The sequence below is a fragment of the Cellulomonas sp. genome (genome assembly GCF_017744555.1).
Taxonomy (GTDB): Bacteria; Actinomycetota; Actinomycetes; order Actinomycetales; family Cellulomonadaceae; genus Cellulomonas.
Genome location: NZ_JAGIBD010000013.1, coordinates 1 through 24979 on the forward strand (window position 1 = coordinate 1; position 24979 = coordinate 24979).

25 protein-coding genes and 1 pseudogene are annotated in these 24979 nt (G+C 73.6%); 8 read left to right on the top strand and 18 right to left on the bottom strand.

Annotated features, from left to right (window positions below; translation table 11 throughout):
* Window positions 1-219: pseudogene (locus J7523_RS10305) on the top strand (methyl-accepting chemotaxis protein); the annotation flags it as partial.
* A gap of 82 nt (window positions 220-301) precedes the next feature.
* Here J7523_RS10305 and J7523_RS10310 read toward each other — a convergent pair.
* The 3 genes from J7523_RS10310 to J7523_RS10320 form a co-directional block, all read right to left on the bottom strand.
* Complete coding sequence (locus J7523_RS10310; RefSeq protein ID WP_291885837.1) at window positions 302-1327, bottom strand: tyrosine-type recombinase/integrase; 1026 nt, start codon at window positions 1325-1327, stop codon at window positions 302-304.
* Between the two features lie 514 nt (window positions 1328-1841).
* Window positions 1842-2549 (bottom strand): DUF1361 domain-containing protein, encoded by a 708-nt coding sequence (locus tag J7523_RS10315; RefSeq protein ID WP_291885840.1) that lies wholly within the window; start codon window positions 2547-2549, stop codon window positions 1842-1844.
* A 99-nt stretch (window positions 2550-2648) separates the two neighbouring features.
* Window positions 2649-3383, bottom strand: a complete 735-nt coding sequence (locus J7523_RS10320) for a class I SAM-dependent methyltransferase (RefSeq protein ID WP_291885843.1) — start codon at window positions 3381-3383, stop codon at window positions 2649-2651.
* Between the two features lie 119 nt (window positions 3384-3502).
* On the opposite strand from J7523_RS10320, the gene J7523_RS10325 reads away from it, so the two are divergent.
* A complete protein-coding gene (locus tag J7523_RS10325) occupies window positions 3503-4507 on the top strand; it encodes an AraC family transcriptional regulator (RefSeq protein ID WP_291885846.1) in 1005 nt (334 codons plus the stop codon).
* On the opposite strand, the gene J7523_RS10330 is transcribed toward J7523_RS10325, so the two are convergent.
* Genes J7523_RS10330 through J7523_RS10340 form a run of 3 tightly spaced genes read right to left on the bottom strand, consistent with a single transcriptional unit; the run spans window position 4508 to window position 5873 of the window.
* A complete protein-coding gene (locus tag J7523_RS10330; protein ID WP_291885847.1) occupies window positions 4508-4993 on the bottom strand; it encodes a GNAT family N-acetyltransferase in 486 nt (161 codons plus the stop codon).
* Window positions 4994-5029: 36 nt separating this feature from the next.
* Entirely contained in the window at window positions 5030-5173 is a 144-nt protein-coding gene (locus J7523_RS10335) for a hypothetical protein (RefSeq protein ID WP_291885849.1), read from the bottom strand.
* Window positions 5174-5231: 58 nt separating this feature from the next.
* Window positions 5232-5873, bottom strand: coding sequence for an MBL fold metallo-hydrolase (locus J7523_RS10340; protein WP_291885851.1), 642 nt, complete (start codon window positions 5871-5873; stop codon window positions 5232-5234).
* A gap of 122 nt (window positions 5874-5995) precedes the next feature.
* Between J7523_RS10340 and J7523_RS10345 the strand changes: the two genes are divergently transcribed.
* A complete protein-coding gene (locus J7523_RS10345; RefSeq protein ID WP_291885854.1) occupies window positions 5996-6763 on the top strand; it encodes a ParA family protein in 768 nt (255 codons plus the stop codon).
* Window positions 6764-6814: 51 nt separating this feature from the next.
* On the opposite strand, the gene J7523_RS10350 is transcribed toward J7523_RS10345, so the two are convergent.
* From J7523_RS10350 to J7523_RS10385, 8 genes are all read right to left on the bottom strand, one after another.
* Window positions 6815-7402 (bottom strand): MerR family transcriptional regulator, encoded by a 588-nt coding sequence (locus tag J7523_RS10350; protein ID WP_291885857.1) that lies wholly within the window; start codon window positions 7400-7402, stop codon window positions 6815-6817.
* Between the two features lie 154 nt (window positions 7403-7556).
* Window positions 7557-8075 (bottom strand): bifunctional nuclease family protein, encoded by a 519-nt coding sequence (locus J7523_RS10355; RefSeq protein WP_291885860.1) that lies wholly within the window; start codon window positions 8073-8075, stop codon window positions 7557-7559.
* 66 nt (window positions 8076-8141) lie between these two features.
* Window positions 8142-8918 carry a MerR family transcriptional regulator gene (locus J7523_RS10360; protein ID WP_291885863.1) on the bottom strand — a complete coding sequence of 259 codons (777 nt, stop codon included), beginning with the start codon at window positions 8916-8918 and terminating at the stop codon, window positions 8142-8144.
* A 46-nt stretch (window positions 8919-8964) separates the two neighbouring features.
* Window positions 8965-9450, bottom strand: a complete 486-nt coding sequence (locus J7523_RS10365; RefSeq protein ID WP_291885866.1) for an FHA domain-containing protein — start codon at window positions 9448-9450, stop codon at window positions 8965-8967.
* Between the two features lie 135 nt (window positions 9451-9585).
* A complete protein-coding gene (locus J7523_RS10370; RefSeq protein ID WP_291885868.1) occupies window positions 9586-11061 on the bottom strand; it encodes a DUF881 domain-containing protein in 1476 nt (491 codons plus the stop codon).
* Window positions 11058-11390, bottom strand: coding sequence for a small basic family protein (locus J7523_RS10375; RefSeq protein ID WP_291885871.1), 333 nt, complete (start codon window positions 11388-11390; stop codon window positions 11058-11060). The genes J7523_RS10370 and J7523_RS10375 overlap by 4 nt, the downstream gene beginning before the upstream one ends.
* Window positions 11387-12349, bottom strand: coding sequence for a DUF881 domain-containing protein (locus tag J7523_RS10380; protein WP_291885873.1), 963 nt, complete (start codon window positions 12347-12349; stop codon window positions 11387-11389). Before J7523_RS10380 ends, J7523_RS10375 begins: the two co-directional genes overlap by 4 nt.
* The gene (locus J7523_RS10385; protein ID WP_291885875.1) at window positions 12346-12933 is read right to left on the bottom strand and encodes a CDP-alcohol phosphatidyltransferase family protein; all 588 of its coding nucleotides are present in this window, start codon (window positions 12931-12933) and stop codon (window positions 12346-12348) included. Before J7523_RS10385 ends, J7523_RS10380 begins: the two co-directional genes overlap by 4 nt.
* A 160-nt stretch (window positions 12934-13093) precedes the next feature.
* On the opposite strand from J7523_RS10385, the gene J7523_RS10390 reads away from it, so the two are divergent.
* Together J7523_RS10390 and J7523_RS10395 are read left to right on the top strand one after the other, a co-directional pair.
* Window positions 13094-13507, top strand: a complete 414-nt coding sequence (locus tag J7523_RS10390; RefSeq protein WP_291885877.1) for a CoA-binding protein — start codon at window positions 13094-13096, stop codon at window positions 13505-13507.
* A 268-nt stretch (window positions 13508-13775) separates the two neighbouring features.
* Window positions 13776-15548: a DEAD/DEAH box helicase gene (locus tag J7523_RS10395; protein WP_291885879.1), complete on the top strand. Its 1773-nt coding sequence runs from the start codon at window positions 13776-13778 to the stop codon at window positions 15546-15548.
* 66 nt (window positions 15549-15614) lie between these two features.
* On the opposite strand, the gene J7523_RS10400 is transcribed toward J7523_RS10395, so the two are convergent.
* Entirely contained in the window at window positions 15615-18254 is a 2640-nt protein-coding gene (locus tag J7523_RS10400; protein WP_291885881.1) for a substrate-binding domain-containing protein, read from the bottom strand.
* Window positions 18255-18462: 208 nt separating this feature from the next.
* On the opposite strand from J7523_RS10400, the gene J7523_RS10405 reads away from it, so the two are divergent.
* Entirely contained in the window at window positions 18463-19491 is a 1029-nt protein-coding gene (locus tag J7523_RS10405) for a LacI family DNA-binding transcriptional regulator (RefSeq protein WP_291885883.1), read from the top strand.
* A 204-nt stretch (window positions 19492-19695) separates the two neighbouring features.
* Entirely contained in the window at window positions 19696-22308 is a 2613-nt protein-coding gene (locus tag J7523_RS10410) for a glycoside hydrolase family 6 protein (RefSeq protein ID WP_291885885.1), read from the top strand.
* Window positions 22309-22423: 115 nt separating this feature from the next.
* Here the strand turns inward: J7523_RS10410 and J7523_RS10415 are convergent, their stop codons facing one another.
* On the bottom strand, window positions 22424-23485 hold the full coding sequence (locus J7523_RS10415) for a low specificity L-threonine aldolase (RefSeq protein ID WP_291885887.1): 1062 nt from the start codon (window positions 23483-23485) through the stop codon (window positions 22424-22426).
* 96 nt (window positions 23486-23581) lie between these two features.
* Here J7523_RS10415 and J7523_RS10420 point away from each other — a divergent pair, with 96 nt between their 5' ends.
* Window positions 23582-24067: a DUF6328 family protein gene (locus J7523_RS10420; protein WP_291886202.1), complete on the top strand. Its 486-nt coding sequence runs from the start codon at window positions 23582-23584 to the stop codon at window positions 24065-24067.
* Here J7523_RS10420 and J7523_RS10425 read toward each other — a convergent pair.
* Both J7523_RS10425 and J7523_RS10430 read right to left on the bottom strand, forming a co-directional pair.
* Window positions 24042-24458 carry a Fur family transcriptional regulator gene (locus J7523_RS10425; RefSeq protein WP_291885890.1) on the bottom strand — a complete coding sequence of 139 codons (417 nt, stop codon included), beginning with the start codon at window positions 24456-24458 and terminating at the stop codon, window positions 24042-24044. The genes J7523_RS10420 and J7523_RS10425 overlap by 26 nt on opposite strands.
* Window positions 24459-24573: 115 nt before the next feature.
* Entirely contained in the window at window positions 24574-24855 is a 282-nt protein-coding gene (locus tag J7523_RS10430; RefSeq protein WP_291885892.1) for an HU family DNA-binding protein, read from the bottom strand.
* Window positions 24856-24979: the final 124 nt, after the last annotated feature.

Consider the following 24979-nt stretch of genomic DNA (forward strand, 5'->3'; position numbering starts at 1 on the left):
GCCTCGGCGGTGGAGGAGCAGACGGCGACCACGAACGAGATGTCGCGCGGTGTCACGGAGGTCGCCACGGGCTCGGGCGAGATCGCCATGAACATCACGGGCGTCGCCACCGCGGCCGCATCGAGCACCCAGGCCATCGCGTCCGTCTCGGACCAGGTGGCCGAGCTCGCGGGCCTCTCTCGTGACCTGCGCGAACAGGTGGCGACCTTCACCTTCTGACGGTCCATGCGCACGCGAGCACGAGCGTGCCTCGGCGAGGGCCGCACGGCGTGAAGAGGTCGTCCAGCGGCGTGGAGACCGGCTAGACGCCCGGTGCGGGATCGGCCACGGGCGCGCTCACCTCACGGAGCACGCGGCGTGCGGGGGACAGGAGGGCTGCGTCCCGCACGTCGGCCGCGGTCGCCTTCACGTAGATCCCGGTGGTCTTGAGGTCCCGGTGGCCCAGGAGGTTCTGCACGGCGGGCGCGGGGACACCCGAGCGGATCAGTCCCTTGGCGTAGCTGTGCCGCAGGGCGTGCACGGCCTCGCCGTCGAACCTGCTGATGCCGGCGCGGGTGATCCAGCCGTCCACGAGGTGCCGCAGGGAGCCGCGGGTCAGGGGAGTGCCCTGGGTCGTGAGCAGCAGGGGAGCGGAGGGCGGCTGCGTGCCGAGGCGGGCATCGCGCTCGGTGACGTAGTGCCGGACGACGGAGACGGCCTCCGGTGGGATCGGCACGGCGCGCTGCTGGTCACCCTTGCCGATGACGTCGAGCAGGGCCTCCTGCCCGGCGTCGCGCATCGACAGGTTCGTGAGCGCGCACAGCTCCGCCGCCCGCAGACCGGTCGTCGCGAGGATCGCGAAGCACGCGCGCTCGAGTGCGGGCCACCGTCGGGAGTTCGGGCGTCCCGGACGGTCCTGCCACACGGTGGCAGCGAGCCGGGCGAGCTCGTCGTCGTCCCACCCTGCCGGCAGACGGGTCGGACGCAGCGGCGCCTCGATCCGCAGCGTCGGGTCGCTCGTCAGGTGGCCTTCCACCAGCAGCCAGTGCATGAGCAGCCGCAGCGTGCCGACCCGGCGCTGCACGGTGGCGGGTGCCTCGGTCAACCGGATCACCCGGTACGCGGACTTGATCGTCGACTCGGTGAGGTCCGCGACGGAGACGATCGTGAACGGGTCCGGGTCGCCGGACGTCGGTCGCGGGGGAAGGCGTCCGTCGAGGCGGGCGATCTGCCTGGCCCACGTGGCGATGTCCGCGCGGTACGCCGCTCGAGACGTCTCGCTGAGGCCGCGGCGGGTCAGTGTCGCCCGGTCGAGCAGGAACGGGTCGACGACGTCGATGAGCAGCACGCGGGCACCGTAGCGGCGGGGTCCGACAGGATGGGGAGCGTCATGAGAAACCTTCGCATAGTGCTCCCTATGCGCGGATTTCGGGCACTCCGCGGTTCGGAAAGGCCTCGACGGTGCGTCGGGGCGCACGTGCTCGTGACGCGTGCATCGGACGGCGCACGACGGCCGGCTTGGGCTGACACCGGGACGACGACCTCGGGACGCCGGTGCCGACGCCGGACGACGACTCGACGCCCGGCCGTCCACGCGATGCTCGCCGCGACGCGCCGGCGCTGACCCCGAGGCGTTCTCGAGTCGCGCAGAGCGAGCCTGTCTCGACGGTCCGTGCAGCCGGAGCCTCGCCGGCGCCTGTGCATCTGGGCCTGCCGGGAGGGATCCGACCCCTTCTGCGCCGTCCCGCTCGCTCACCGTCAGAACGCCGATAATGGGCATTATGTCAATCCGGCGGTGAGGCCCATACCGTGCGGCGCCGCGCACCCCTCCCCGGAACGCCGCCGACGGCGCGGCTCGTCGGTCACGCGTCGAGCAGGATGACCGCCCGAACGAGCGGACCGACGACCACCAGGTACATGAGCCCGAAGAACGCGCCGCACACGAGCGTGAATCCCGCGGCGTCGCGGCTATTCCGCCCGGCCCGCAGGTGCCGCACGATCTTCGCCACCAGGCTCCACGGGTGCAGCACGTCCCAGCTGTTCACCCGCACGTTCCGGCCGATGTACACGCCGAACGACGCAAGCACGAGCACGAGCACGGTGAGCACCCGGATCTCGGCCCCCTCCAGCGCGTCCACCGCGTTGAACCGCACCCCCGCGTACGCGAGCTGCACCAGGAAGACGTTCGTCAGCATGTTGAGGACGCCTGACATCGCCAGCGAGAGCACGAGCAGGAGGTCGAACCACTCGGGCACCTCGTCCCCGGGTCGCCGGTGGCTCAGGTTGAGCTCCGTGACCAGGTACCCGGCGTTCGGCAGCAGGAGCAGCCACACCAGCACGACGACGACCTCGACGGCGATCGCGACGCCACGCGGCACGCCGGCCGCCAGAGTGATCGCGACGACCAGCACGCCTGCGCCCAGGACGAGCACGGGTGCCACCGACAGGCCGACGTTGAGCAGCATCGGCCGGTAGAGCCGCGTGTGGAACGCCGCCGCACGCAGCAGCACGAGGAGGACCGCCAGGGCGTTCATGCCGACGACGCCCACGAGGGTGGCCTCCAGCAGCACGCGGCCCCCTTCCCTCGTGGGCGCGAGCCCGCGCCTGCCTGTCGCGACGCTATCGATGTCGCCCGCCCCGTGCAGCCCTGCCGCGTCGTGCGCGGCTGGTCAGGGGCGGTGCGCCTGGACGTAGACGAGCGCGGATCCCGCGATGCGGTCGTGGTCGACCTCGGCTGCCCCGACGAGCCCGGCGCCCGTGAGCAGCTGCACCAGTCCCCCGTCCCCGTTGCCCTCGGCAAGCGCATGCCGGGAGTTGTGGCCGTACGTCCTGCGCCGCCCGTGTCGACTCGCTCCGTGGCCGCCCGACCCGTGCCCGCCCGAGCCGTGCTCGTCGCCCGGAGCGCTGAAGTCCGCGATCGTCACAGTCCCGCCCGGGCGCAGCACCCGCCGGATCTCCCCCGCGGTCGCCGCCCGCGCGTCGGGGTCGACGTGGTGCAGCGCGAGCGCCGAGACCACGTGGTCGACGCTCTCGTCAGGCATCGGGATCGCCTGGCCGTAGCCACGCACGAGCGTCATCGGGAGCCGGCGGCGGCGCGCCTTCCGGGCGGCCTGCTCGAGCGACGCCCGGTCGGGGTCGACCCCCGTGACGACGGTGCCGGGCACGGACCGCGCGACCAGCAGCGCGAGGTTCCCGGTCCCGCAGCCGAGGTCCAGCACCCGGTCGCCGGACGTGATCCCCGCCAGCTCGACGACCCGCGCATGCCGTCGGCGGACACCGCCGAGGCGGGTCAGCGGGTCGTACAGCGGGAGCAGCCACGTCTTGCCGGCCGCGGGCAGGTACGGTTCCGGCGAGGCACCGGGGGCGAGGCCGTCGATGAGGCGGACGTCGTGCTGCGAGCTCATGGGGATCACCTGTTCCGTCGTGCGAACCTGGGGCCGTGCCACCGGGACGAGAGCCGCGGCGGACGGGCTACGACGAGCGTGCTGCGGCCGCGGCCGTGGGACCAGGACGGAAGTACGGCATGGTGCGACGTTCTTCGGCGAGCGGGCCGCTGCTCCCCCGCACGCGGGTGCGGCGACGCCGGGCGGACGGGACGCCGGTGATCGCGTACCTGCCGGCGCCCGGCACGGTCCCGATCGGCGCCGAGCTGGTCGTCGGCGGCGACCTGCGGCCGGACCACGTGCCCGGGGACGGCCCGCACGCGCACGACTTCCACGTCCTCGTGCACGTCGAGCGTGGCGCCGGGACGCTGCGGGTGGATACGCGGGAGTGGGCCCTCGGCGAGGGCGACGTGTGCCTCGTCGCACCCGGCGAGGTCGTGCGCGGCGCGTCGGCGCTCCCTGCCGACGCCCGTGTGTGGCTCGCGTTCTTCACCGCCGAGGCGCTCGGTCCGCAGGCAGTGGCGCCGCTGGCCTGGCGCCAGCACCCGCTGCTCACCGCGTTCGGTCGCCTGGGCGAAGGTGCTCCGCGCGTGTGGCGGGTGCCGGAGCGTGAGCGGGGCTCGTGGGCGACGCTCCTCGGGCTGCTGGCCGCCGAGACCGGTGCACACTCCCCCGAACCCGTGCGACCGGGCGGGCCCGAGGCTGCCGCCGCAGCGCTGACCCTGCTCCTCGTGTCGCTCTCGCGCATGGCGTCCGACGTGGCCGCCCCTCCCCCGGCCGGCGTAGTCACCGACGCCGACGCGCCGGCGGGCGGATGGGCTCGCGACCCGATCGTCGCCGCCGTGCTCGACGTCGTCGAGTCGCGCTTCCGCGAGCCGGTCTCGACGCGCGACGTCGCCGGTGCCCTGGGCTACACGACAGGCCACCTGACGACGGTCGTGCGCGAGCGATCCGGCCGGACCGTGCTCGAGTGGCTCACCGAGCGTCGGATGATCGAGGCGCGCCGCCTGCTGGTCGAGACCGACCTGCCCGTCGCGGTCGTCGCCGAGCGCACGGGTTATCGCGACTCCACGTACCTGGTGCGCCGGTTCCGCGAGCAGCACGGCGTGACGCCGTTGCAGTGGCGCCGGCAGGCGCGCGCCTGATCAGCGCAGCGTCAGGACGTACCGCTCCTCGGTCTTCGACGGTTCCCGCTGCGTCTCATGACGCTCCCCGGTCCGGGTGAAGCCCGCCCGGACGTACAGGTCGACGGCCGGGTGGTTCTCGTCGACGACCCAGAGGGAAAGGGTCTTGGCGCCGTCGTCGAGTGCCGCCTGACGCACGGTGTCGAGCAGCGTCCAGCCGATACCGCGCCGACGGACCTCGGGCGCGACCCACAGCGACACGACGTGCCGGTCGTCCTCGGGTGATCCCGGTTCGAGGATCATGCCGACGATGCCCCGACCGGTCCCCGACTCGTCGAGCGCGATCCAGCTGGGGCTCGAGCGTGTGCGCATCCGCCAGTGCGACTCGCGGAACCGCTCCTCGCGCGCCAGCGACGACCCGAACACCTCGGGGTCCTCACGCAGCGCCCGAAGCCGCACCTCCTGCATCAGCGGCCAGTCGTCCTCGACCACACGGTGGATCAGCACAGGCACAGGATGCCTCACGGCGCGGGCTCGCGTGACTCAGGGCTCCTCGCGCGCCGAGGCCCCGTGCCCTTCCGGGTCCGGGACCGCGCGCGCGACGTCGGCGATCTCCTCCTCGGGTCGCGGCGGCACGGTCTCGTCGTACTCGAGCTCGGGCACCTCGTGCCCCGGGGGCTGCGTCACCTGGCTCTCCTCTCGGACGTCGTCCACGCTACGGGGAACCCGGCGGCCCCGTCAGCCTTCACAGGTCGATCCCGTCGCCGGGATCGAGCACGACCGGCTCACCCGCCCCGCCGAGCCGGCCGAGCAGCGAGACGGCGAGGAAGCGGCCGGCGTCGCTCAGCAGCGCGTCGTGCACCGCGACGACCCTCTGCGGGCCGATGAGGCGGGCGTAGTCGATGACGTCGCCCAGCTTGAGCCACGGCGCGCCGAGCGGCGTGAGCAGGACGTCGACCTGGGCCCCCTCCGGGTCGACGTACGCGTCGCCCGGATGCAGGACGCCCTCGACCAGGTAGCCCACGTTCGCCACCCGGGGGACGTCGGCGTGGATCAGCGCGTGCCACTCGCCCAGCGCCTGCACGTCGAACCCTCCCGCGCTGAACGCGTCGCCGCCGCGCACCACGTGCAGACGGTCGGCGGACGCGCCGCCGCCGGACAGGGCGTCGACCACGGCCTGCGGAGCCCAGACGTCGACGCCCTCCTTCGTCGCCGCGGACACGCGCTCCACGTCGACGTGGTCGACGTGCTCGTGCGTGACGAGGACGGCGGTGGTGCCGGCAAGCGCGTCGTCCAGCGCGGAGAACGACCCCGGGTCGATGACGAGGGTCGCGGAGTCACGGTCGAGGCGCACGCACGAGTGCCCCCATCGGGTCAGCCGGGTCATGAGGGCAGTCTTTCCCACATCTGACCGGTCCGCCGGGCGATCTGGGCGTCGATGCCCGGTTCGGCAGGTCCGTGGCGCCGCCCGTTTCGTGTCGGGAGGCCGCGGCCCGTTACGGTGGCGCCGTGCTGGTGCTCGGGGTGTGCAGTCTCAAGGGTGGCGTGGGCAAGACGTCCGTGACGCTGGGTCTCGCGTCGGCGGCGCTGGAGCGTGGGCTCCGGACGCTCGTCGTCGACCTCGACCCGCAGGGCGACGCCACCATGGCGCTCGGCGTGCGGCCCGCGCCCGGTGCCGACGTCGCGTCCGTGCTCGACGAGCCCGGCGAGGCCACCGTCCGCGGTGCGACCGCGCCGAGCACCTGGGCTGACGAGGGTCTCGACGTGCTCGCCGGCTCCGAGCGCTCCGCCACGCACGACCGGCTGGACGACGCCGACGTCGATCGGCTGCGCTACGCGCTGTCGTGGGTCCGTGGCTACGACCTCGTGATCATCGACTGCCCGCCGTCGCTGGGCGGGCTGACGCGCACGGGCCTGACGTCCGCCGACCGCGCGGTCGTCGTCACCGAGCCGGGGCTCTTCGCCGTCATGGCCGTGGGCCGGGCGATGCGGACCATCGACGAGCTCCGGCGCGGACCGGCGCCGCAGCTGCAGCCGCTCGGCATCGTGGTCAACCGCGTGCGCGCACGGTCCGTCGAGCAGGCGTTCCGTCAGGAGGAGCTCGCGACGCTGTACGGGCCCCTGGTGCTCTCCCCCGCCGTGCCCGAGCGCGCCGCGCTCCAGCAGGCCCAGGGCGCGGCCCAGCCCGTGCACGTCTGGCCCGGGGCTGCGGCGGCCGAGCTCTCGAAGGTGTTCGACGCGCTCCTCGACCGGGCCCTGCGCGCACCGCGCCACTGACGGCGCATCGCCGGGGCCGGGTCAGCGCCCGCCCACGGACGGATCAGGCGGTCAGCCTGCGTTGCGCGCCTGGCGGCGCAGCGCCAGCTCGTCGTTCGCGACCGGCAGCGGTGCGGACTCGTCGTCCTCGGCGCGCTCCGTCGGCAGCTCCGCGAGCGTGCCCTCGACCTCGCGCCACACGCGCCCGACGGCGATGCCGAAGACGCCCTGGCCGCCCTGGACGAGGTCGATGACCTCGTCGGCGGACGTGCACTCGTAGACGCTCGCGCCGTCCGACATGAGCGTGATCTGCGCGAGGTCCTCGACACCGCGCTCCCGCAGGTGACCGACGGCCGTGCGGATCTGCTGCAGCGACACGCCCGTGTCGAGCAGCCGCTTGACGACCTTGAGCACGAGGATGTCGCGGAAGCTGTACAGCCGCTGCGTGCCCGAGCCGGTGGCGGGGCGGACCGACGGCTCGACGAGCCCGGTGCGCGCCCAGTAGTCGAGCTGGCGGTACGTGATGCCGGCCGCGCGGCACGCGGTCGGGCCGCGGTAGCCCGTCGAGGTGTCCAGGTCGGGGAGGTCGTCGTCGAACAGCAGGCCCTGCACGCGCTGCGGCACCCCGACCACGGGTTCGGCGTTCTCGTTGCTGACCACGTGGTCCTCCACTCGACACGCATCTCGCGATGCGCACCCCGACTTGACTGCCTGCCACGCTAGGCCCGGGCAGGTGCCGATGCAACGAACCCCTGGTCCGGGCGTGTCGCCGTCGGCGAGTCTCACCTTCGACCAGAGGGTGAATGTTGCGCCGTCAGTCCGCGCGGGTGTCCTCCCCAGGCTCGTCGCCGCTCCCGAAGTCGTCGGGCGTGACGACGTCGAGGAACCGGCGGAACCGCTCGAGGTCCTGCTCCGACGTCGTGGTCCGCACCTCGATCCCCGCGACCGCCACGACCTCGGCCGAGCACAGCACCGGGCACCCGAACCGCAGCGCCAGGGCGATCGCGTCCGACGCGCGCGAGTCCACCCGCGGGCCGGTCTCGAGCACGAGCTCGGCGTGGAAGACGCCGTCCTCCAGACGGGTGATCTCGACGCGCGTGAGCCCCGACCCCGTCGCCAGGAGCACGTCGCGCAGCAAGTCGTGCGTCATCGGGCGCGGCGGCACGATCCCCGCCTGCGCCGACGCGATCGCGCTCGCCTCCGACGGGCCGATCAGGATCGGGACCAGCAGCTCGGAGTCGGGGTCGAGGAGCAGCACGACGATCTCGTCGTCGGCCAGGTGCTGGCGCACCCCGACGACCTCGACCGGAACGAGCTCGGCGTCCTCTCCCACGCGCCCCACGCTACGACGACTGGGACGATCCGGCTGGCCGGGCACGGACCGGACGCGGCGGTCCGCTCAGGGCGCGAGCTCGGCGACGGCCGCCCGCACGAGCGCGGTGTGCATCTGTGTGCACAGCTCGCCCACCTCGGCCGCCACGGTGCCGGCGCGGGCCCGCGACGACGCGCTGCGCCGACCGCGCCACGGCGCGACGACCTGCTCGACGATGTCGGCCTGGCGGTCCGCCGCTGTGCGGAACTGGCGCAGGTGGCGTGCGTCGATCCCGTGCTCGGCGAGCGCGGCCGCGGCGACGACGACGTCGCGGGCCCACGGGTCGAACGACGACCGCCCGTGCGTGCGCAGGACGCCGGCCGTCACGAGCTCCTCGACGAACGCCGGCTCGACGCCCGCCTCACGAGCGAGCGCCTCGACCGTCCACCGCACGCCGGGGGTCTCCCGGACGCCGTCGCGCGTCGCGAGCCGGGCCGGCGTGGTCGGCTCGTCCTCCTCGCCCGCGTCCAGGGCCGCCAGGCGCTCCTTGATGACCTTGAGCGGCATGTACTTGTCGCGCTGCTGCCGCAGGACGAACCGCAGCCGCTCGATGTCCGCGGGTGAGTACTGGCGGTACCCGGCGGGGGTCCGCACCGGCTCGACGAGGCCCTGCTCCTCGAGGAAGCGCAGCTTCGACGTCGTCACGGCGGGGAACTCGAGCCGGAGGGCGGCGAGCACGTCGGAGATGCGCATGGACGCGCGACGGGACAGCCCCCGCGGCCACGGCTCGCTCCGTTGCGCGACGCTGCTCTCGCTCACCGCCTCGACCACGACGGCGCGCTGCTGCGCCCCGGCACCGCTCATCCGCCGACCACCCCCGCCGTCCCGACCGACACTCGTGACATCCCGTTCACGAGCGCGGCGACTCACGCTGCGGGCTCGGGTGGAACGTCATGCGGTACTTGCCGATCTGCACCTCGTCGCCCGCACGCAGGACCACCTGGTCGATGCGGGAACGGTTGACGTAGGTGCCGTTCAGCGACCCGATGTCCCGCACGACGAACTGCTGCCCGTCCCGCACGAACTCGGCGTGCTTGCGCGACACCGTGACGTCGTCGAGGAAGATGTCCGCCTGCGTGGACCGCCCGGCGACGGTCCGCTCCGCGTCCAGCAGGAACCGCGCACCGGCGCTCGGGCCGCGCTGCATGACGAGGAGCGCGCTCGTGGGCGGCAGCGCGTGCACCGCGGCCACCTCGTCCGGCGTCAGCCCGACCGGCGCCGCCGCCTCGATCTCGACCGGCTCGAGGGAGCCGAACGCCATGGTCGTGTCCGGGCCGTACGCGGGCCGCGCGACCTGGGGGTCCTGTCCCCCCGGGGCCTGCTGATCGTCGCTCATCTACGCCTCCCGGAGCCCTGCTCGTGCCGTCGACCACCGCTGCCGTGAGGTGGTCAGGCACACCCTATGCGGCTGCGCCGTGTGCGCGCAGCACGATGTGCGCCCGTGGGCGGACCGCGCCGCGCACGATCCGGATCAATCGGTCTGCGGCGGGACGGGCGTCGCGTAGACCGGGTCCGGCACCGCGCGCACGGCCGTGACCTGGACGAGGTCCTGCGCGTCCACCGTCCCGTGACCCCCGTTGTTGCGGACCTGCGCGAGTGCGCCACCCGGGATCTTCAGGGCCGGGCCGATGATGTCGGGGTCGCCGATCGCGATCCACTGGTAGGGCGCGTGCAGCGTGACCCCGTCCACCTCGACGGCGCCGGCCGTGCCCGTGAACGCGCTGCTGGCCGTGATGCGCTGCCCGTTGAGCTCGATGGCCTCGGCCCCCGCGTTGCGCAGCTCCTCGAGCAGGTTGAGCATCGTGGCCGGCTTGATCGCGCCGTCGGGCTCGGTCAGCGTCACCGTGACGCCGGGCCCCTCGGCGGGCAGCCGGCCCGTGAGGATGCCCTGGGTGGCGGCGTTGCGCTCCGCGGCGTCGATCGCCGCCTGCCGCGTGTCCGAGCCCGACACGAGACCGTCGCGCTCGCGCTGCAGGTCCGCCGCCTCCCGGGCGAGCGCGTCGCCGCGGGTCGTCGTCTCGTCGAGGATCCGGACCAGGTCTGCCTGCCGCATGCCCTCGAGGCTCGCACCGCCCGTCTGGCGGACCTGCACCACGAGCGCGAAGCCCAGGACCGCGCACAGCACGGCCGCGAGCAGCTGGGCGCGCGTGAGCCGGGGGCGCAGGGCGCGGCCCAGGACCACCCAGCCGTTCGTCTCGCCCTCGGCGGGCGCGGTCGGCGCGGGCGCGGTCGGCGCGGGCACGGCTTCGGGCGCGCTGGTCGGGGCGCCGTCCGGCTCGGGCGTCACCTCGCCGGCAGGGCCCGGCGCGTCGAGTGCCTCCCGTGGCGTGCCGGTGGAAGGTTCCGGGTCGACGTCCGTGAAGAACACCGGTCCGGGTGCTGCCGCACCGTCGTCGTGCTGGTCGAGAGGCACGTCGTCCACGAGCGGGTCGGGCAGTGCATGCGACGTCAGGACGGCCTCGTCGTCGAGCGAGCCGCGGGCCGGCTCGGGACCGAGGTCGACCGGTGGGAGGACGTCGGTCGGCGCGTCACGGCCGAACGGCGGGGCGGCGGGAGCCGGCTCCGGCTCGTCGGCGTCGTGCAGCTCATCGGGCAGGTGCGGCCCATCGAGCACGTGCGGCTCGTCGGGCACGTGCGTCGCGTCGGGCGCGAGCGTCTCGTCGAGCACGTGCGCCTCGTCCGGGGCCAGGACCCCGTCGTCGGCCGGGTCGACCGAGCGTGGCGCAGGCACCACCGTGATCGCCCGGGTCTCGGCGGTGAGCTCGTGCTGCGCGGCGAGATCGGTCTCGGCGTCGTCCGAGTGCTGCTCGTGGTCGCCCGCCGGGGCCGACGCGGGCACCCCCGGGTCCTCGAGAAGGTCGTCGACGTCGTCTCTCGGCGCGACCTCGTCGGGCTCGTCGGGCGGACCCGGCGCGTGCCCGTCGCGCTGCGACCCGTCCACTGTCATGCCTTGAACAGGTGCCGGCGGATCGACGCGGCGTTGGAGAAGATCCGGATGCCGAGCACCACCACGACGGCGGTCGACAGCTGAGTGCCCACCCCGAGCTGGTCGCCGAGGAACACGATGAGCGCAGCGACGACCACGTTCGACAGGAACGACGTGAGGAAGACGCGGTCGTCGAAGATCCCGTCGAGCATCGCACGCAGGCCGCCGAACAGGGCGTCGAGCGCCGCGACAACCGCGATCGGGAGGTAGGGCTGCAGCTCGACGGGCACCGTGGGCTGCAGCAGCAGCCCGGCGACCACGCCGACGACCAACCCGATGACTGCGATCACGTGCCATCCCTCCCCGAGCGACCTGCCGACCCTGCCATACCGCCGCCCGTCGGCGCACTCCCCGTCGGCCGACCGTCCTCGCGCGTCGCGCCGGGCGTGGGCGAGACCTTCGGCGCCTGCTCGGGCGGGACCGTGGCGTAGTAGAACGTCGTCTGCCCGGTGCCCGCGAGCGAGAGCGAGTGCTCGGACGACATCTTGACCCCGATGTCGTAGGAGTTGCGCAGCGTCGCGAGGTACTGCCCCGCGCTCGCCTGCGCCAGCCGGGTCTGCATGGCCGGGGCGTCCCCGATGGCGTCGACCGTGTACGGGCTGGCCAGCGCGACGAGGTCGACGAGGACCGCGTCGCCGGCGCTGCGGATCGCCGTCATCGACGTGACGCGCTCGCCGTTCACGGACACGGCCTCGGCCCCGGCGGCCCACAGGCCGTTCACCAGCACCTGGAGGTCGCTGTCCCGGACCCGGGACGGGGAGTCGAGGACGTCGGGGTCGTCGGTGGGACCGTCGGTGAGGACGACGCGCAGGCCCGGACCCGTCACGGGCACGGCGCCGGACGCCACCGCGTCGCTCGCGAGCTGTGCCCCGAGACCGGGCTCCTCCTCGCGCAGGAGCTCGTCCTGCATCCGCGCGATCTCGGCGCTCAGCGTCTCGACCTGCTCCTGGAGCTCGGCAGCCTCGTCGCCCCGCTGCACGATCTGCTGCTCCAGCAGGTGCCGGGCGGCGACCACGGAGCCGGCGGGCCGTCGGAGCGACAGCGTGGCGGTCGTCACGAGCAGTCCGAGCACCACGGCGAGGACGAGCAGGCCGGCGCCCGACTGCACGGTGCGCCGCGACGGGTCCTGCGCCCGCCGGGCCGCCGCCTGCGCGTAGCCGGGGTCGAGCGGTCGGCGGTACACCTCGTTGAGGAGCGTCATCGACGCGTCGAGCGGGCGTGCCGACTCGGCGGAGTGCCGGGTGCTCATCGGTGCTCCGGCACCGGGCCGCGCAGCAGCCGGCGGGCCTGCATCAGGTACAGCACGCCGGCGAACCAGTAGAGGCCGACGCCCCACAGCGCGCACGCCCAGCCGACCACCCAGGCGACGGTGCCGACGGGCGCGGCCCACTGCGCGAGCAGCAGCAGCGGGAACGCGTACAGGAGCGCGAACGTCCCCGCCTTGCCGGCGAGGTGGACGGGCGGCGGAGCCCATCCGGCGCGGGCCAGCACCAGGAGCATGACCCCGAGGACCACGTCGCGGGCGACGATCGCCACGAGCAGCCACCAGGGCACGACGTCGCGCCACGCGAGCGCGAACAGGGTCACGAGGATGAACAGCCGGTCGGCCGCGGGGTCGAGCAGCTGGCCCAGCCGGGAGACCTGACCGAGCCGGCGCGCGAGCACCCCGTCGAGCCAGTCGCTCGCGCCCGACACGGCGAGCACGAGGACCGCGGTCGCGTCCCGGCCGGTCGCGATGAGCCACGCGAACACGGGGACGAGGAGCAGTCGCACGAGGCTGATCAGGTTCGGGACCGTCAGCACCCGCGAGGTGACGACGTCGTTCTGCGTCACTGCCTCCCCCGTCGGGTGTGCGGTCGCTGGCCGCGTCGATCCTATGCGGCCCGCGGCGTGGCCCCGACCGTGACGCCACGAGACACCGCCGGCGACCGAGCACGTCACCCGCTCGGGCGGCACCGCTGCGCGGTGGGCGCCCGCGTGCGACGCTGCCGGGATGGAGCTCAACGACCCCGAGGTCATCCGCCGTCTGCTCACCACGCCCGGACGGTGGGCCGTGGTGGGCCTGTCCACGAACACGGCTCGGCCGGCGTACGGCGTCGCGCGCTACGTGCAGCAGATCGGGCACGAGATCGTGCCCGTGCACCCGCACGCCGAGACCGTGCACGGCGCTCCGGGATACGCGTCGCTCGCCGAGGTGCCCGGTCGGGTCGACGTCGTCGACGTCTTCGTGAACAGCGCGCTGGCCGGGGCGGTCGTCGACGACGCGATCGCCGTCGGCGCGCGCGCCGTGTGGCTGCAGCTCGGGGTGGTTGACGAGGACGCCGCCCGGCGCGCCGCCGACGCCGGGCTCGACGTCGTGATGGACCGGTGCCCCGCGATCGAGGGGCGCGCCCTCGGGCTGTCCTGACCGGGGACGCCGTCGTGTGCCCGACGTCACCGCCGTCCGGCCACGTCAGGAGGCGTCCGGCACCGTAGGATGTCCCTCGAACCTGGAGTTCGTCGCGTCCCCCGGTCTGGGTGCCTCCGCCGATCAGCGGTCAGCATCCTCGCGAGAAATGTCGAGCCACCGTCCCCGACGGTCGGCCATGGGTGTTCGGGGCTGCGACCTGCCGGCTGCCACCACGGCGTCCGGGTCAGGGCTCCTCCCCCGCGACGACGATCGGTCTGCTGCTGCCATGAGCACCTCTGTGCCCTCCGACCTGCCCACCTCCGACTCCCCGACGCCGGCCGGTCCGACGTTCGCCGACCTCGGCCTTCCCCCCGCACTGGGCCGCGCGGTCGCCGACCTCGGCTTCGTCACGCCGTCCGGCATCCAGGCGCAGGCGATCCCCGCGCTGCTGCAGGGACGTGACATCGTCGGCGTCGCCCAGACGGGCACCGGCAAGACGGCCGCGTTCGGCCTGCCGCTGCTCGCATCGGTCGACCCCGAGCTCGCTGCCGTCCAGGCCGTCGTGCTGACGCCGACGCGCGAGCTCGCGATGCAGGTCGCCGACGCGATCCAGTCGTTCGCGACGCACCTGCCCGGGCTCGGCGTGCTCGCGGTCTACGGCGGTGCACCGTTCCTGCCGCAGCAGCGCGCACTCTCGCGCGGCGTGCAGGTCGTCGTCGGCACCCCCGGTCGCGTGCTGGACCACCTCGACCGTCGCACGCTGAAGATGGACGCGGTCCGCTACCTCGTGCTCGACGAGGCCGACGAGATGCTGCGGATGGGCTTCGCGGAGGACGTCGAGCGCGTGCTCGAGGCCACGCCGCGCCCGCGCCAGGTCGCGCTGTTCTCCGCGACCATGCCGCCCGCGATCCGTCGCGTCGCCGACCAGCACCTCGAGCGCCCGGTCGAGATCACGGTCGCCCGGCAGTCCTCGACGGTGACCACGGTCCGCCAGACCTACGCCGTCGTGCCGCACCGGCACAAGATCGGCGCCCTGTCGCGCGTGCTCGCGGTGAGCGACGCCGACGCCGCGATCGTCTTCGTCCGCACCCGCGGTGCCGCGGAGGAGGTCGGGTCCGCGCTCGTCGAGAAGGGCATCTCCGCCGCGTACATCTCGGGCGACGTCGCTCAGGCCGAGCGCGAGAAGATCGTCGAGCGCCTGCGCTCCGGCGCGCTGGACGTGCTCGTCGCGACCGACGTGGCCGCGCGCGGGCTCGACGTCGACCGCATCGGCCTCGTCGTGAACTACGACGTGCCGCGCGAGCCGGAGACGTACGTGCACCGCATCGGTCGCACGGGCCGCGCCGGCCGTCAGGGCGAGGCGCTCGCGTTCGTCACGCCGTCCGAGCAGTCCCGGCTGCGTCTCATCGAGCGCACCACCCGGTCGCCGCTCGAGCAGATCACGATCCCGTCGCCCGCCGACGTGTCGGCGCACCGGGTCGAGCGCCTGCTGGCCCGCACCGCCGAGCGGGCCCAGCTCGGCCGGCTGGACATGTACACGACCGCGATCGAGGCGCACCTGGCCGCCCACCCCGACGTCACGCCCGTCCAGCTGCTCGCGGTGCTCACCGCGCTCGCGGTCGGCGACGAGGGTCCCGTCGCGCGCACCGGCGACGACCTGGACGACGCCCTGCAGCGCGCGCACCTCGCGCCCGCCCGCGGTCACGACGACCACCGCGACGGCCCGCCGCGCGAGCGTCGTCGTGCCGAGACCCACATCGCCGGAGGCCCGCCGCGCTGGCGGGTCGCCGTCGGTCACCGTGACGGCCTGCAGCCGGGCGCCCTCGTGGGCGCGCTCACCGGCGAGGGCGGTCTGTCCGGCAAGGACCTTGGCAAGATCGACATCTTCGGCAGCTTCGCGCTGGTCGACATCCCGGGCGGACTGTCGCCCGAGGCGGTCGACCGCCTCGCCAGGACGCGGGTCGCCGGCCGTCCGCTGCGGATCCGCGTCGACACCGGCCCGCGCCCGGGTCACGGCGCGTCGCGCCCGTCGCACGGCCCGCACCGCGGCCGCGGCTGACGACCCACCGCTCGCACCACAGAGCCCCGGACCGCACGACGGTCCGGGGCTCTGCTGCGTCTGCCGTCAGCGCAGCACGGGTCCGCGCGCCTCCGCGCGGTGCGGAGCGGGTCCGCCGCGCAGGACGACGATGTCCGCCTCGCGCAGCACCTCGCCCACGTCCCGGAACCCGCGGATGCTGCCGAGCACACCGACCCGGACGCGTGTGCCCATCTCGTGCTGGAGCTGGTCGAGCAGCTGCGAGAGCCGGTCCGGCAGCCCGCCGGGGCCGACGTCGTCGAGCAGCACCGCGAACTCGTCCTCGCCGATGCGCGCCGGCGTGTCGCCCTCGCGCAGGGGCCGCCGCAGCCGGCGGACCAGCTCGCGGTGCAGGTCGACCCGGGCGTCGCCGTCGGGGCGGCCCTGCGTCGGCACGGCCTGGTCGTCGATCACACGGACGACGGCGAGCGCGCAGTCGTACGTCGGCGACCGGCGCGTGCGCAGGACCGCCGTGCCGAGCCGGTCGAGGAAGAGCAGGCGGTTGACGAGGCCCGTCTCGGGGTCGTGCAGCGCGTCCCGCTGCAGCGCGAGCTCGGCCTCCTTGCGCTCGGTCACGTCGACGAGGGCGCCCACCAGACGCGCGGGACAGCCGGCGTCGTCGAGGACGGTGACCGCGCGGCACAGCATCCAGCGGTAGTCGCCGGACGACGTGCGGACACGGTGCTCGAGCTCGAGCGGCGTCCCGGTGCCGGCGAGCTGCGACGCGATGGCGGCGGAGACCTCGTCGCGGTCCGCGGGGTGGACGCGCTCGAGCCACTCGCCGGGCGAGTCGCCGATCACGTCGTCGTCGTAGCCGAGCGTCTGCTTCCAGCGCGGCGAGTAGTAGACCGTGCCGGCGGAGACGTCCCAGTCCCACGTGCCGTCGTGCGCGGCCATCGACGCGAGGGCGTACCGCTCCTCGCTCGCCCGCACGGTGTCGGCGAGCGACCGCTCGCGGGCCGCGGCCTGCTCGAGCGCGCGCCGCTGCTCGCGCAGGGAGGCGAGCAGCCGTTCCTGGTCGAGCGCGACGGCGAGCAGGGCGGCCCAGTGGTTGAACCGGTCGCGCGCGCTCGTCGCTCGGGTCTCGACCGTGCCGTCGATGGCCAGCAGCCCCCAGTCGCTCCCGCCGAACGTCACCGGCACGACGAACGTGAGCTCGTTCGAGCCGACGGTGCCGGCGCGGGTCAGGGCGGCGGGCGGGAACTGGCTCGCGGTCGTTCGCATGCCCACCAGGCGAGACAGCGTGCCGGACGTGTCGTGGACGCCGACGATCTCCATCTCGCGGTCACCCGGGCCCCGGTCGGCGCCGAGCCAGAGCGCCAGGCACGCGTGCCCGCGGACGCCCCGGGGCAGCCAGCCGAGCGCGCGCGGGCTCGCGCCGTCACCGCGCAGCAGGTCCATGTCGACCTCGTACTGGTCGACGATGGTCCGCTCGAGCTGTCCGCTGCGGGCGAGCATCGCGCGCGTGCAGCCCTTGGTCAGTGCGAGGAGCACCTCGGTGACGGTGCGCCGCAGCGCTGTCTCGTGCTCCGGCTCGGAGAGCGCTTCCACCTGGTGCTGCTCGATCGCACGGACGCACGTGACGAGCTGCTCGAGGGCCTCGGGGTGCGGCTGCATGGCCGACGTGAGGTCGGCGAGGCGTGCGAGCGTGGGCGGGTTGGGCACCGCGCCCCGGTCCGCCGCGGCCTCGAGCGGCTCGACGACCGCGTGCCACCACGTGTCCCGGGGTGCGCTGCCCGACCGACGCCCGGCACCCGCACCGAGCGGCCCGACGAACGCGGACTCCGCGACCGCGCGCAGGGCCTGGTGGCAGGCGGCGAGCGTCGAACCGGGGGCGCCGACGCGGGTGGACGCGGCGACGTCGGTGCAGCCGCAGGACTCGCGCAGCACGAGCGACGACGGGGCGCGGTACTCGCCACCGGGCACGTCCTCGCCGCGCATCTTCGACAGCAGCAGCGAGACGGCCGTCTCTCCCACGCGGTCGAAGTGCGCGTCCACGGTCGAGAGCCGCGGTGTCACACGGGCGCCCGAGTCGGCGTGGTCGAACCCGATGACGGCCTGGTCGCGCGGCAGCACGAGACCCGCGGCGCGCAGGGCGCGCTGGAAGCCGATGGCGTTCCGGTCGGTCGCGGCGACGACGGCGGTGGTCGGCATGCCGGCGGCGAACATCCGGGCCGCCGCGTCGGCGCCGCCCTGCTCGTGGTTGTCGGACGCCTCGTACGACCAGTGCTCACCGACCTCGATGCCGTGCTCCGCGAGGACCGCCCGGTACGCCGCGAACCGCTCCCGCTGGTCGCGCTGGGTCAGGCAGCCGACGAAGCCGATCCGGGTGTGGCCGTGCCCGAGGAGGTGCTCGACGGCCGCGCGGATGCCCCCGTCGTTGTCGGGGACGACCACCGGGTCATCGGCCGAGGTGGGTTCTTCACTCACGAGCACGAGCGGGACGCCCCACTGCTGGACGGCCGCGAGACGGTCGGCGCGCAGCGCCCGGCCGACGACGACGAGCCCGTCGACCGCTCCGAGCGCCACCGGGGCGTCGAGGATCGACTCGTCGGGGTACCGCTCACGGTCGAGCCCGGCCGGGTACGTCTGGACCGCGACGACGCGGTGACCTGCGGCTCGAGCTGCCCGGGCGACGCCCGCGATGAGCGCACCGAAGTAGAAGCCGCCCACGACGGGCGACAGCACGCCGATCGTTCGTCGTGCCGTCGGTGACACCGGCCCACGCCGCACCGTTCCCATCACAGACACCCCTCGCCCACATCGTCGGAGTCGAGATGATGCATTTGACCCGCATCGGGCGACACACTAGGTGATCGTGGTCACACCTGCATATGACTCAGCGCGTCATGGTTCATCCGGACCGTCGGTCCCGACCCCCGCAGGGGGCGTCGGTGTGCCGGTCGCTCCCCCGACCAGACGCCCCACCATCACCGACGTCGCCCGCGCCGCCGGCGTCTCGATCGCCGTCGTCTCGTACGCCCTCAACGGCAGACCGGGCGTCTCGGCCGCGACACGGGAGCGCGTGCTGCGCGTCGCCGACGAGTTCGGCTGGCGTCCGAGCGCGGCGGCGCGCTCGATGCGGACCGGTCCACGGGCGGTCGGCCTCGTGGTGGACCGTGGCGCGGCCGGCCCGGCGGCGCCCGCGTCGGGCGTGCTGGAGTTCGTCACGTCGCTCCAGGAGGTGCTCGCGACGCGGAACCTCGCGCTCGTGCTCCAGATCGTCGACGGGCCGGACGCCGCGGTCGCGCTCTACGGCGAGTGGTGGGCCGAGCGTCGGTTCGACGTCATGGTCGTGACGGACGTGCTCCTCGAGGACCCGCGCATCGATGCGCTCCGGCGGCTGCGGGCACCTGCGGTCGTGGTCGGCGGCGACGGCGAGCACGACCTGGGGTCGGTGGCGCTCGACGAGGCGGAGGCGTTCACCCGGGTGGCGCGGTACCTGCTCGAGCTCGGTCACCGGCGGGTCGCGGCGGTGACCGGCCCCGCGGCTCTCGCCCGGACCCGGACGCGTGCGGCGGCGCTGGAGCAGGTGCTCGACCCCGCGGGCGGCACGCTCGTGCACGAGGCGACGGCGGGGACGGCGGAGGAGGCGGCGGTCGCGACGAGGCGGCTGCTGACGAGCGGGCGCGCGCCGACGGCGATCGTGTTCGACACCGACCAGATGGCCATCGCGGCGCTCGACGTGGCGCGGCGTACCGGCCTCGCGGTGCCGTGGGACCTGTCGCTGGTCGCGGGGTCGGACTCGGCCTTGTGCCGGCTCGCGACGCCGTCGATCACCACGCTCCCCTCGGGTCAGCGGGAGCTCGGCACCGCGACGGGTGAGACAGTCCTGGCCGTGCTCGACGGCGACGTGCGGGCGCGGCGCGAGCTGCAGCTCGGCGGCCTCGCGGTGCGGGGCAGCACGGGTCCGCGGTCGCGCTGACGGCCCGCGCGGCTCGCCCGGACGGCACCGTCGCGACACGGAATGTCACGATTCGGTAAAGCGGGGTGCTTAAACGATTTGCCCCGTGCCGTCCGGATGGGCCGCGTGATCAGGTGGCCGCCAGTCGCCGTGGACTCCCCCCGGGCGACTCGCGCCTGAGCAGGACGGTCTGCCGGGTGTGCCGAACGACATCCGGAGGACTACGTGTCCACACACGGCAAGAGAGCAGTCGGGCGGCGTCTGCGCGCCGCCGCGACGGCTGCGACGGCGACCGCCATGGTGGCGGTCCCGCTGACCTTCTCGGCGACCGGTGCCAGCGCCGCCGAGGCGCACGTCGACAACCCGTACGCCGGCGCCACGCAGTACGTGAACCCCACGTGGGCGGCGTCCGTTGAGAGCGCTGCCACGCGGCAGACCGACGCGTCGCTCGCGGCCAAGATGCACACGGTGGCGAAGCAGCCGACCGGCGTGTGGATGGACCGCATCAGCGCCATCACGGGCAACGCCGACGGCAAGGGCCTGAAGTTCCACCTCGACAACGCGCTGACGCAGAAGTCGGGCTCGACGCCGATCGTCGTCAACATCGTCATCTACGACCTGCCCGGTCGTGACTGCTACGCGCTGGCCTCGAACGGTGAGCTGCCCGCCACCGACGCCGGGCTCGCGCGCTACAAGACCGAGTACATCGACGCGATCGCGGCGCTGCTCTCGGACAGCAAGTACTCCGGTCTGCGCTTCGCGCTCACCATCGAGCCCGACTCGCTGCCCAACCTCGTCACGAACAGCTCCGAGGCGCTCTGCCAGCAGGCCGCGCCCTACTACCGGGCCGGCGTGAAGTACGCGCTCGACAAGTTCCACGCCATCCCGAACGCGTACAACTACATCGACATCGGTCACTCCGGCTGGCTCGGCTGGGACAGCAACGCCGGTCCGTCCGCGCAGCTGTTCGCGGAGGTCGCCAAGACCACCACCGCGGGTGTCGCGTCGGTCGACGGGTTCATCTCCGACACCGCCAACTCGACGCCGCTCAACGAGCCGTTCCTGCCCGACTCGAGCAAGCAGGTCGGCAGCGGGCAGATCCGGTCGGCCGACTTCTACGAGTGGAACCCCGACCTCGACGAGGCCGACTTCACGGCCGACATGTACTCGCGGCTCGTCGCGGCGGGCTTCCCGTCGTCGATCGGCATGCTCATCGACACGTCGCGCAACGGCTGGGGCGGCCCGAACCGTCCGACCGCCGCCTCGACGAGCACGGACCTCAACACGTACGTCAACGCGTCCAAGGTCGACAAGCGCGTGCACCGCGGCGCGTGGTGCAACCCGCTCGGTGCCGGCATCGGTGAGCTGCCGCAGGCCTCGCCGTCCGGCTACACGGCCTCGCACCTCGACGCGTTCGTCTGGATCAAGCCTCCGGGCGAGTCCGACGGTGCGTCCACCGAGATCGCGAACGACCAGGGCAAGAGCTTCGACCGCATGTGCGACCCGACCTACGTGTCGCCCAAGCTCAAGAACCAGCTCACCGGCGCCACGCCGAACGCCCCGCTCGCGGGTCAGTGGTTCGAGGAGCAGTTCGTCACCCTGGTGAAGAACGCCTACCCGGTCATCGGTGGCAGCAACAACCAGACCGACACCACCGCGCCGACGGCTCCCACGGGCCTCACGGCCGGCACGCCGACGTCGAGCTCCGTCTCGCTGTCGTGGACCGCGTCGACCGACAACGTCGGCGTCACCGGCTACGACATCTACCGCGGCACGACGCTCGTCGGCTCGTCCACCACGACGAGCTACTCGGTCACCGGCCTGTCGGCCGCCACGACCTACTCGTTCACGGTCAAGGCGAAGGACGCCGCCGGCAACGTGTCGTCCGCCTCGTCGGCCGTCTCGGTGACCACCGCGAACGGCGGCACCACGGACACCACCGCGCCGTCCGTCCCGACCGGTCTGACCGCCGGCACGACGACGCAGACCTCGGTCCCGCTGTCGTGGAACGCGTCGACGGACAACACGGGTGGCTCCGGCGTCGCCGGCTACGAGGTGCTCCAGGGCTCCACCGTCGTCGGCACCACCACGTCGACGAGCTACGCGGTGACCGGCCTGACCGCCGGCACGGCGTACTCGTTCTCCGTCCGGGCCAAGGACGTCGCCGGCAACGTGTCCGCCGCGTCGTCGGCCGTCTCGGCGACGACCCAGTCGGGCACGGTCACCGACACGACCGCGCCGTCGGTCCCGGCCGCGCTCGCCGCGGGCACCACGACGACGAACAGCATCGCGCTGTCGTGGGGCGCGTCGACGGACAACACGGGTGGCTCCGGCCTCGCCGGCTACCAGGTGTTCCAGGGCTCGACGCTCGTCGCCACGGTGACGACGACGAGCTACACCGTGACCGGCCTGTCCGCGAACACGGCGTACACGTTCACCGTCAAGGCCAAGGACAACGCGGGCAACGTCTCCGCCGCCTCCACCGCCGTCACGGCGACGACGCAGAACACCACGACCACCGGTGCCTGCAAGGTCACCTACACGGCCAACAGCTGGAACAACGGCTTCACGGCCTCGGTCAAGGTCACCAACACCGGCACGTCCGCGCTGTCGAGCTGGAGCCTCGGGTTCTCGTTCGCGAACGGCCAGAAGGTGACGCAGGGCTGGAGCGCCGACTGGTCGCAGTCCGGCACGACGGTCACGGCCAAGAACGCCGCGTGGAACGGCTCGCTGGCCGCCGGCCAGTCGGTCGACATCGGCTTCAACGGCTCGCACACGGGGACGAACAACAACCCCACCGCGTTCACGCTGAACGGTGCTCCCTGCACCATCGGCTGATCCGCACCGCATGACGCAGCGGGGGTCCTCCGGTTCGCCGGAGGGCCCCCGCTCGTCTCTGCTCGGGACCGGACGTCGGCCCGAGCCGAGCGGTCCGGAGCGTCCAGGCCGTGGTTCAGGCCGTCGGCACCGCGCCGAGAGCTGCCGCGACCGCGGCGACGAGCTCGTCGACGTCGGACTCCTGTGTGTCGAACGAGCACATGAGCCGCACCTCGCCGGTCTCGAGGCGCCAGTCGTAGAAGCGCCAGCGCTCCCGCAGCCGTGCGGCGACGTCGGCGGGCAGGGCGACGAACACGCCGTTCGCGTGCGTCGGCTGGGTGATGTCGGCACCGGGGATCTCGGCGAGACCGGCCGCGAGCCGTGCGGCCATCGCGTTCGCGTGCCGAGCCGACCGCAGCCACAGGTCGCCCTCGAACATCGCGACGAGCTGCGCCGAGACGAAGCGCATCTTCGACGCGAGCTGCATGTCCATCTTGCGCAGGTACGGCAGACCGGTGGCCGCGTCGGGGTCGAGGACGACGACGGCCTCGCCGAACAGCAGGCCGTTCTTGGTGCCGCCCAGCGACACGACGTCGACGCCCGCGTCCGTGGTGAACGCCCGCAGCGGCACGTCGAGCGCGGCGGCCGCGTTCGCGATGCGGGCGCCGTCGAGGTGCAGCCGCAGTCCGAGCCCGTGCGCGTGGTCGGCGAGCGCGCGGACCTCGTCGGGCGTGTAGAGGGTGCCGAGCTCGGTGGCCTGCGTGATCGAGACGACGCCGGGCTGCGCGCGGTGCTCGTCGCCGAAGCCCCACGCCTGCCGCTCGACGAGCTCGGGCGTGAGCTTGCCGTCAGGTGTGGGGACGGTGAGGAGCTTGAGGCCGGCGACCCGTTCCGGTGCGCCGTTCTCGTCGGTGTGGATGTGGGCGGTGTCCGCGCAGATGACGGCACCCCACCGGGGCAGCATTGCCTGCAGGGACAGCACGTTGGCCCCGGTGCCGTTGAACACGGGGTACGCGGTGGCCTGCGGGCCGAAGTGCGCGGCGACGACCTCCTGGAGGCGTGCGGTGTAGACGTCCTCGCCGTAGGCGATCTGGTGGCCGCCGTTGGCCTCGGCGATCGCGGCGAGGACCTCGGGGTGGGCGCCCGCGTAGTTGTCGGAGGCGAAGTCGCGGTGGTCGGCGTCGTGCAGTCGGGTCACGGGGACAGTCTCCCCCGCCTGCGGGCGTTCGCGCGCAGCGGCGGCGACACGGTTGATGCGCGATGATCCGACCGACGACGACGAGGAACGGTGACGGTGGAGCACGACGCGGACCCGACGGACGACAGGCACGAGACGTTCACGGAGCGGATGGACCGCAACTGGGACGAGCTCCTGCAGGAGCTGCGCGTGACGCAGACCGGCGCGCAGATCCTCACGGGCTTCCTGCTGACGCTGCCGTTCCAGCAGCGGTTCGCCGACCTCGACGACTACCAGGTCCGGCTGTACCTGGTGCTCGTGGTCCTCGCGGCGGTCGCGACCGCGCTCATCGTGGCGCCCGTGAGCCTGCACCGGGCGCTGTTCCGCCGCCGCATGAAGGCGCAGCTCGTGGGCGCGGCGAACTGGTTCGCGCGGGCCGGCCTGCTGATCCTCGCGCTCGTGCTCGCGGGCGGACCCATGCTGCTGTTCGACATCGTCGTCTCGCGGACCGCGGGGTGGGTCGTCGGTGGCGCGGTGCTCGTCATGCTCGTGGCGTGCTGGTGGGTTCTCCCCCGCGTCATCGCCGTCCGGGCGAAGGCCTGAGTCCGGCCGCGCGGCACGTCGCGCACGTGCCGATCAGCTCGATCGTGTGGTCGACGTCGTCGAAGCCGTGCGCGGCGGCGACCGAGGCAGCCCAGGCCTCCGCCTGACCGGCGTCGATCTCGACGGTCCGTCCGCACGAACGGCACACCAGGTGGTGGTGGTGGCTGCGCTGGGCGCACCGTCGGTACACGGACTCGCCGTCCGCGGTGCGCAGGGAGTCGACCTCGCCCGTCTCGGCCAGGCTCTGCACCGCCCGGTACACGGTCGCGAGGCCGACGCTCGACCCCCGGGCCCGGAGCATCTCGTGCAGCTGCTGCGCGCTGCGGAACTCGGAGACGTCGTCGAGGAGGTCGAGGATCTCGGCACGCTGCCGCGTCTGCCGCACCACCATCGCCGCGCCCACCTTCCTGAGAGTCGTTCGCATCATAGTCGACCTCAGGAACGACGACGGGCCGGGCGCGACCCCCGAGGAGGTCGTGCCCGGCCCGACGCAGCTGCGGCTGTGCTCAGCCCTGGACGGCGCGCTTGAGGGCGCTGCCGGCCGTCAGCTTGACGCGGTAGCCGGCCGGGATCTCGAGCTTCTCGCCGGTCTGCGGGTTGATGCCCGTGCGGGCCGAACGCTCGGCACGCGCGACGGCCAGGAAGCCGGGGATGGTCACGCTCTCGCCGGTGGACAGCTGCTCGACCAGCACCTCCTGGAAGGCCTTGAGGGCCTTGTCCGCCTCGGTGTTGGAGAGGCCGGCCTTGGCGGCGACGGCCTGGACGAGCTCGGTGCGGTTCACGCTCACGGAATCATGCTCCTTGTTGACTGTGGGACATGCGGCCCGGTCCCCGGGCGGGGCGCCCCGGGCCGCGCGGGCTGGCCGCGTGCACGGGGACGACGCGCAAGACACTAACCCGTCGGTGAGCGCT

What these genes read in the sequence shown, in the direction of transcription:
- J7523_RS10320 (WP_291885843.1), bottom strand. Translation starts at nt 3,383, where the DNA reads ATGAGCTCGCAGCACGACGTCCGCCTCATCGACGGCCTCGCCCCCGGT.
- J7523_RS10325 (WP_291885846.1), top strand. Translation starts at nt 3,503, where the DNA reads ATGGTGCGACGTTCTTCGGCGAGCGGGCCGCTGCTCCCCCGCACGCGG.
- J7523_RS10340 (WP_291885851.1), bottom strand. Translation starts at nt 5,873, where the DNA reads ATGACCCGGCTGACCCGATGGGGGCACTCGTGCGTGCGCCTCGACCGT.
- J7523_RS10360 (WP_291885863.1), bottom strand. Translation starts at nt 8,918, where the DNA reads ATGAGCGGTGCCGGGGCGCAGCAGCGCGCCGTCGTGGTCGAGGCGGTG.
- J7523_RS10365 (WP_291885866.1), bottom strand. Translation starts at nt 9,450, where the DNA reads ATGAGCGACGATCAGCAGGCCCCGGGGGGACAGGACCCCCAGGTCGCG.
- J7523_RS10370 (WP_291885868.1), bottom strand. Translation starts at nt 11,061, where the DNA reads ATGACAGTGGACGGGTCGCAGCGCGACGGGCACGCGCCGGGTCCGCCC.
- J7523_RS10380 (WP_291885873.1), bottom strand. Translation starts at nt 12,349, where the DNA reads ATGAGCACCCGGCACTCCGCCGAGTCGGCACGCCCGCTCGACGCGTCG.
- J7523_RS10390 (WP_291885877.1), top strand. Translation starts at nt 13,094, where the DNA reads ATGGAGCTCAACGACCCCGAGGTCATCCGCCGTCTGCTCACCACGCCC.
- J7523_RS10395 (WP_291885879.1), top strand. Translation starts at nt 13,776, where the DNA reads ATGAGCACCTCTGTGCCCTCCGACCTGCCCACCTCCGACTCCCCGACG.
- J7523_RS10425 (WP_291885890.1), bottom strand. Translation starts at nt 24,458, where the DNA reads ATGGTGGTGCGGCAGACGCGGCAGCGTGCCGAGATCCTCGACCTCCTC.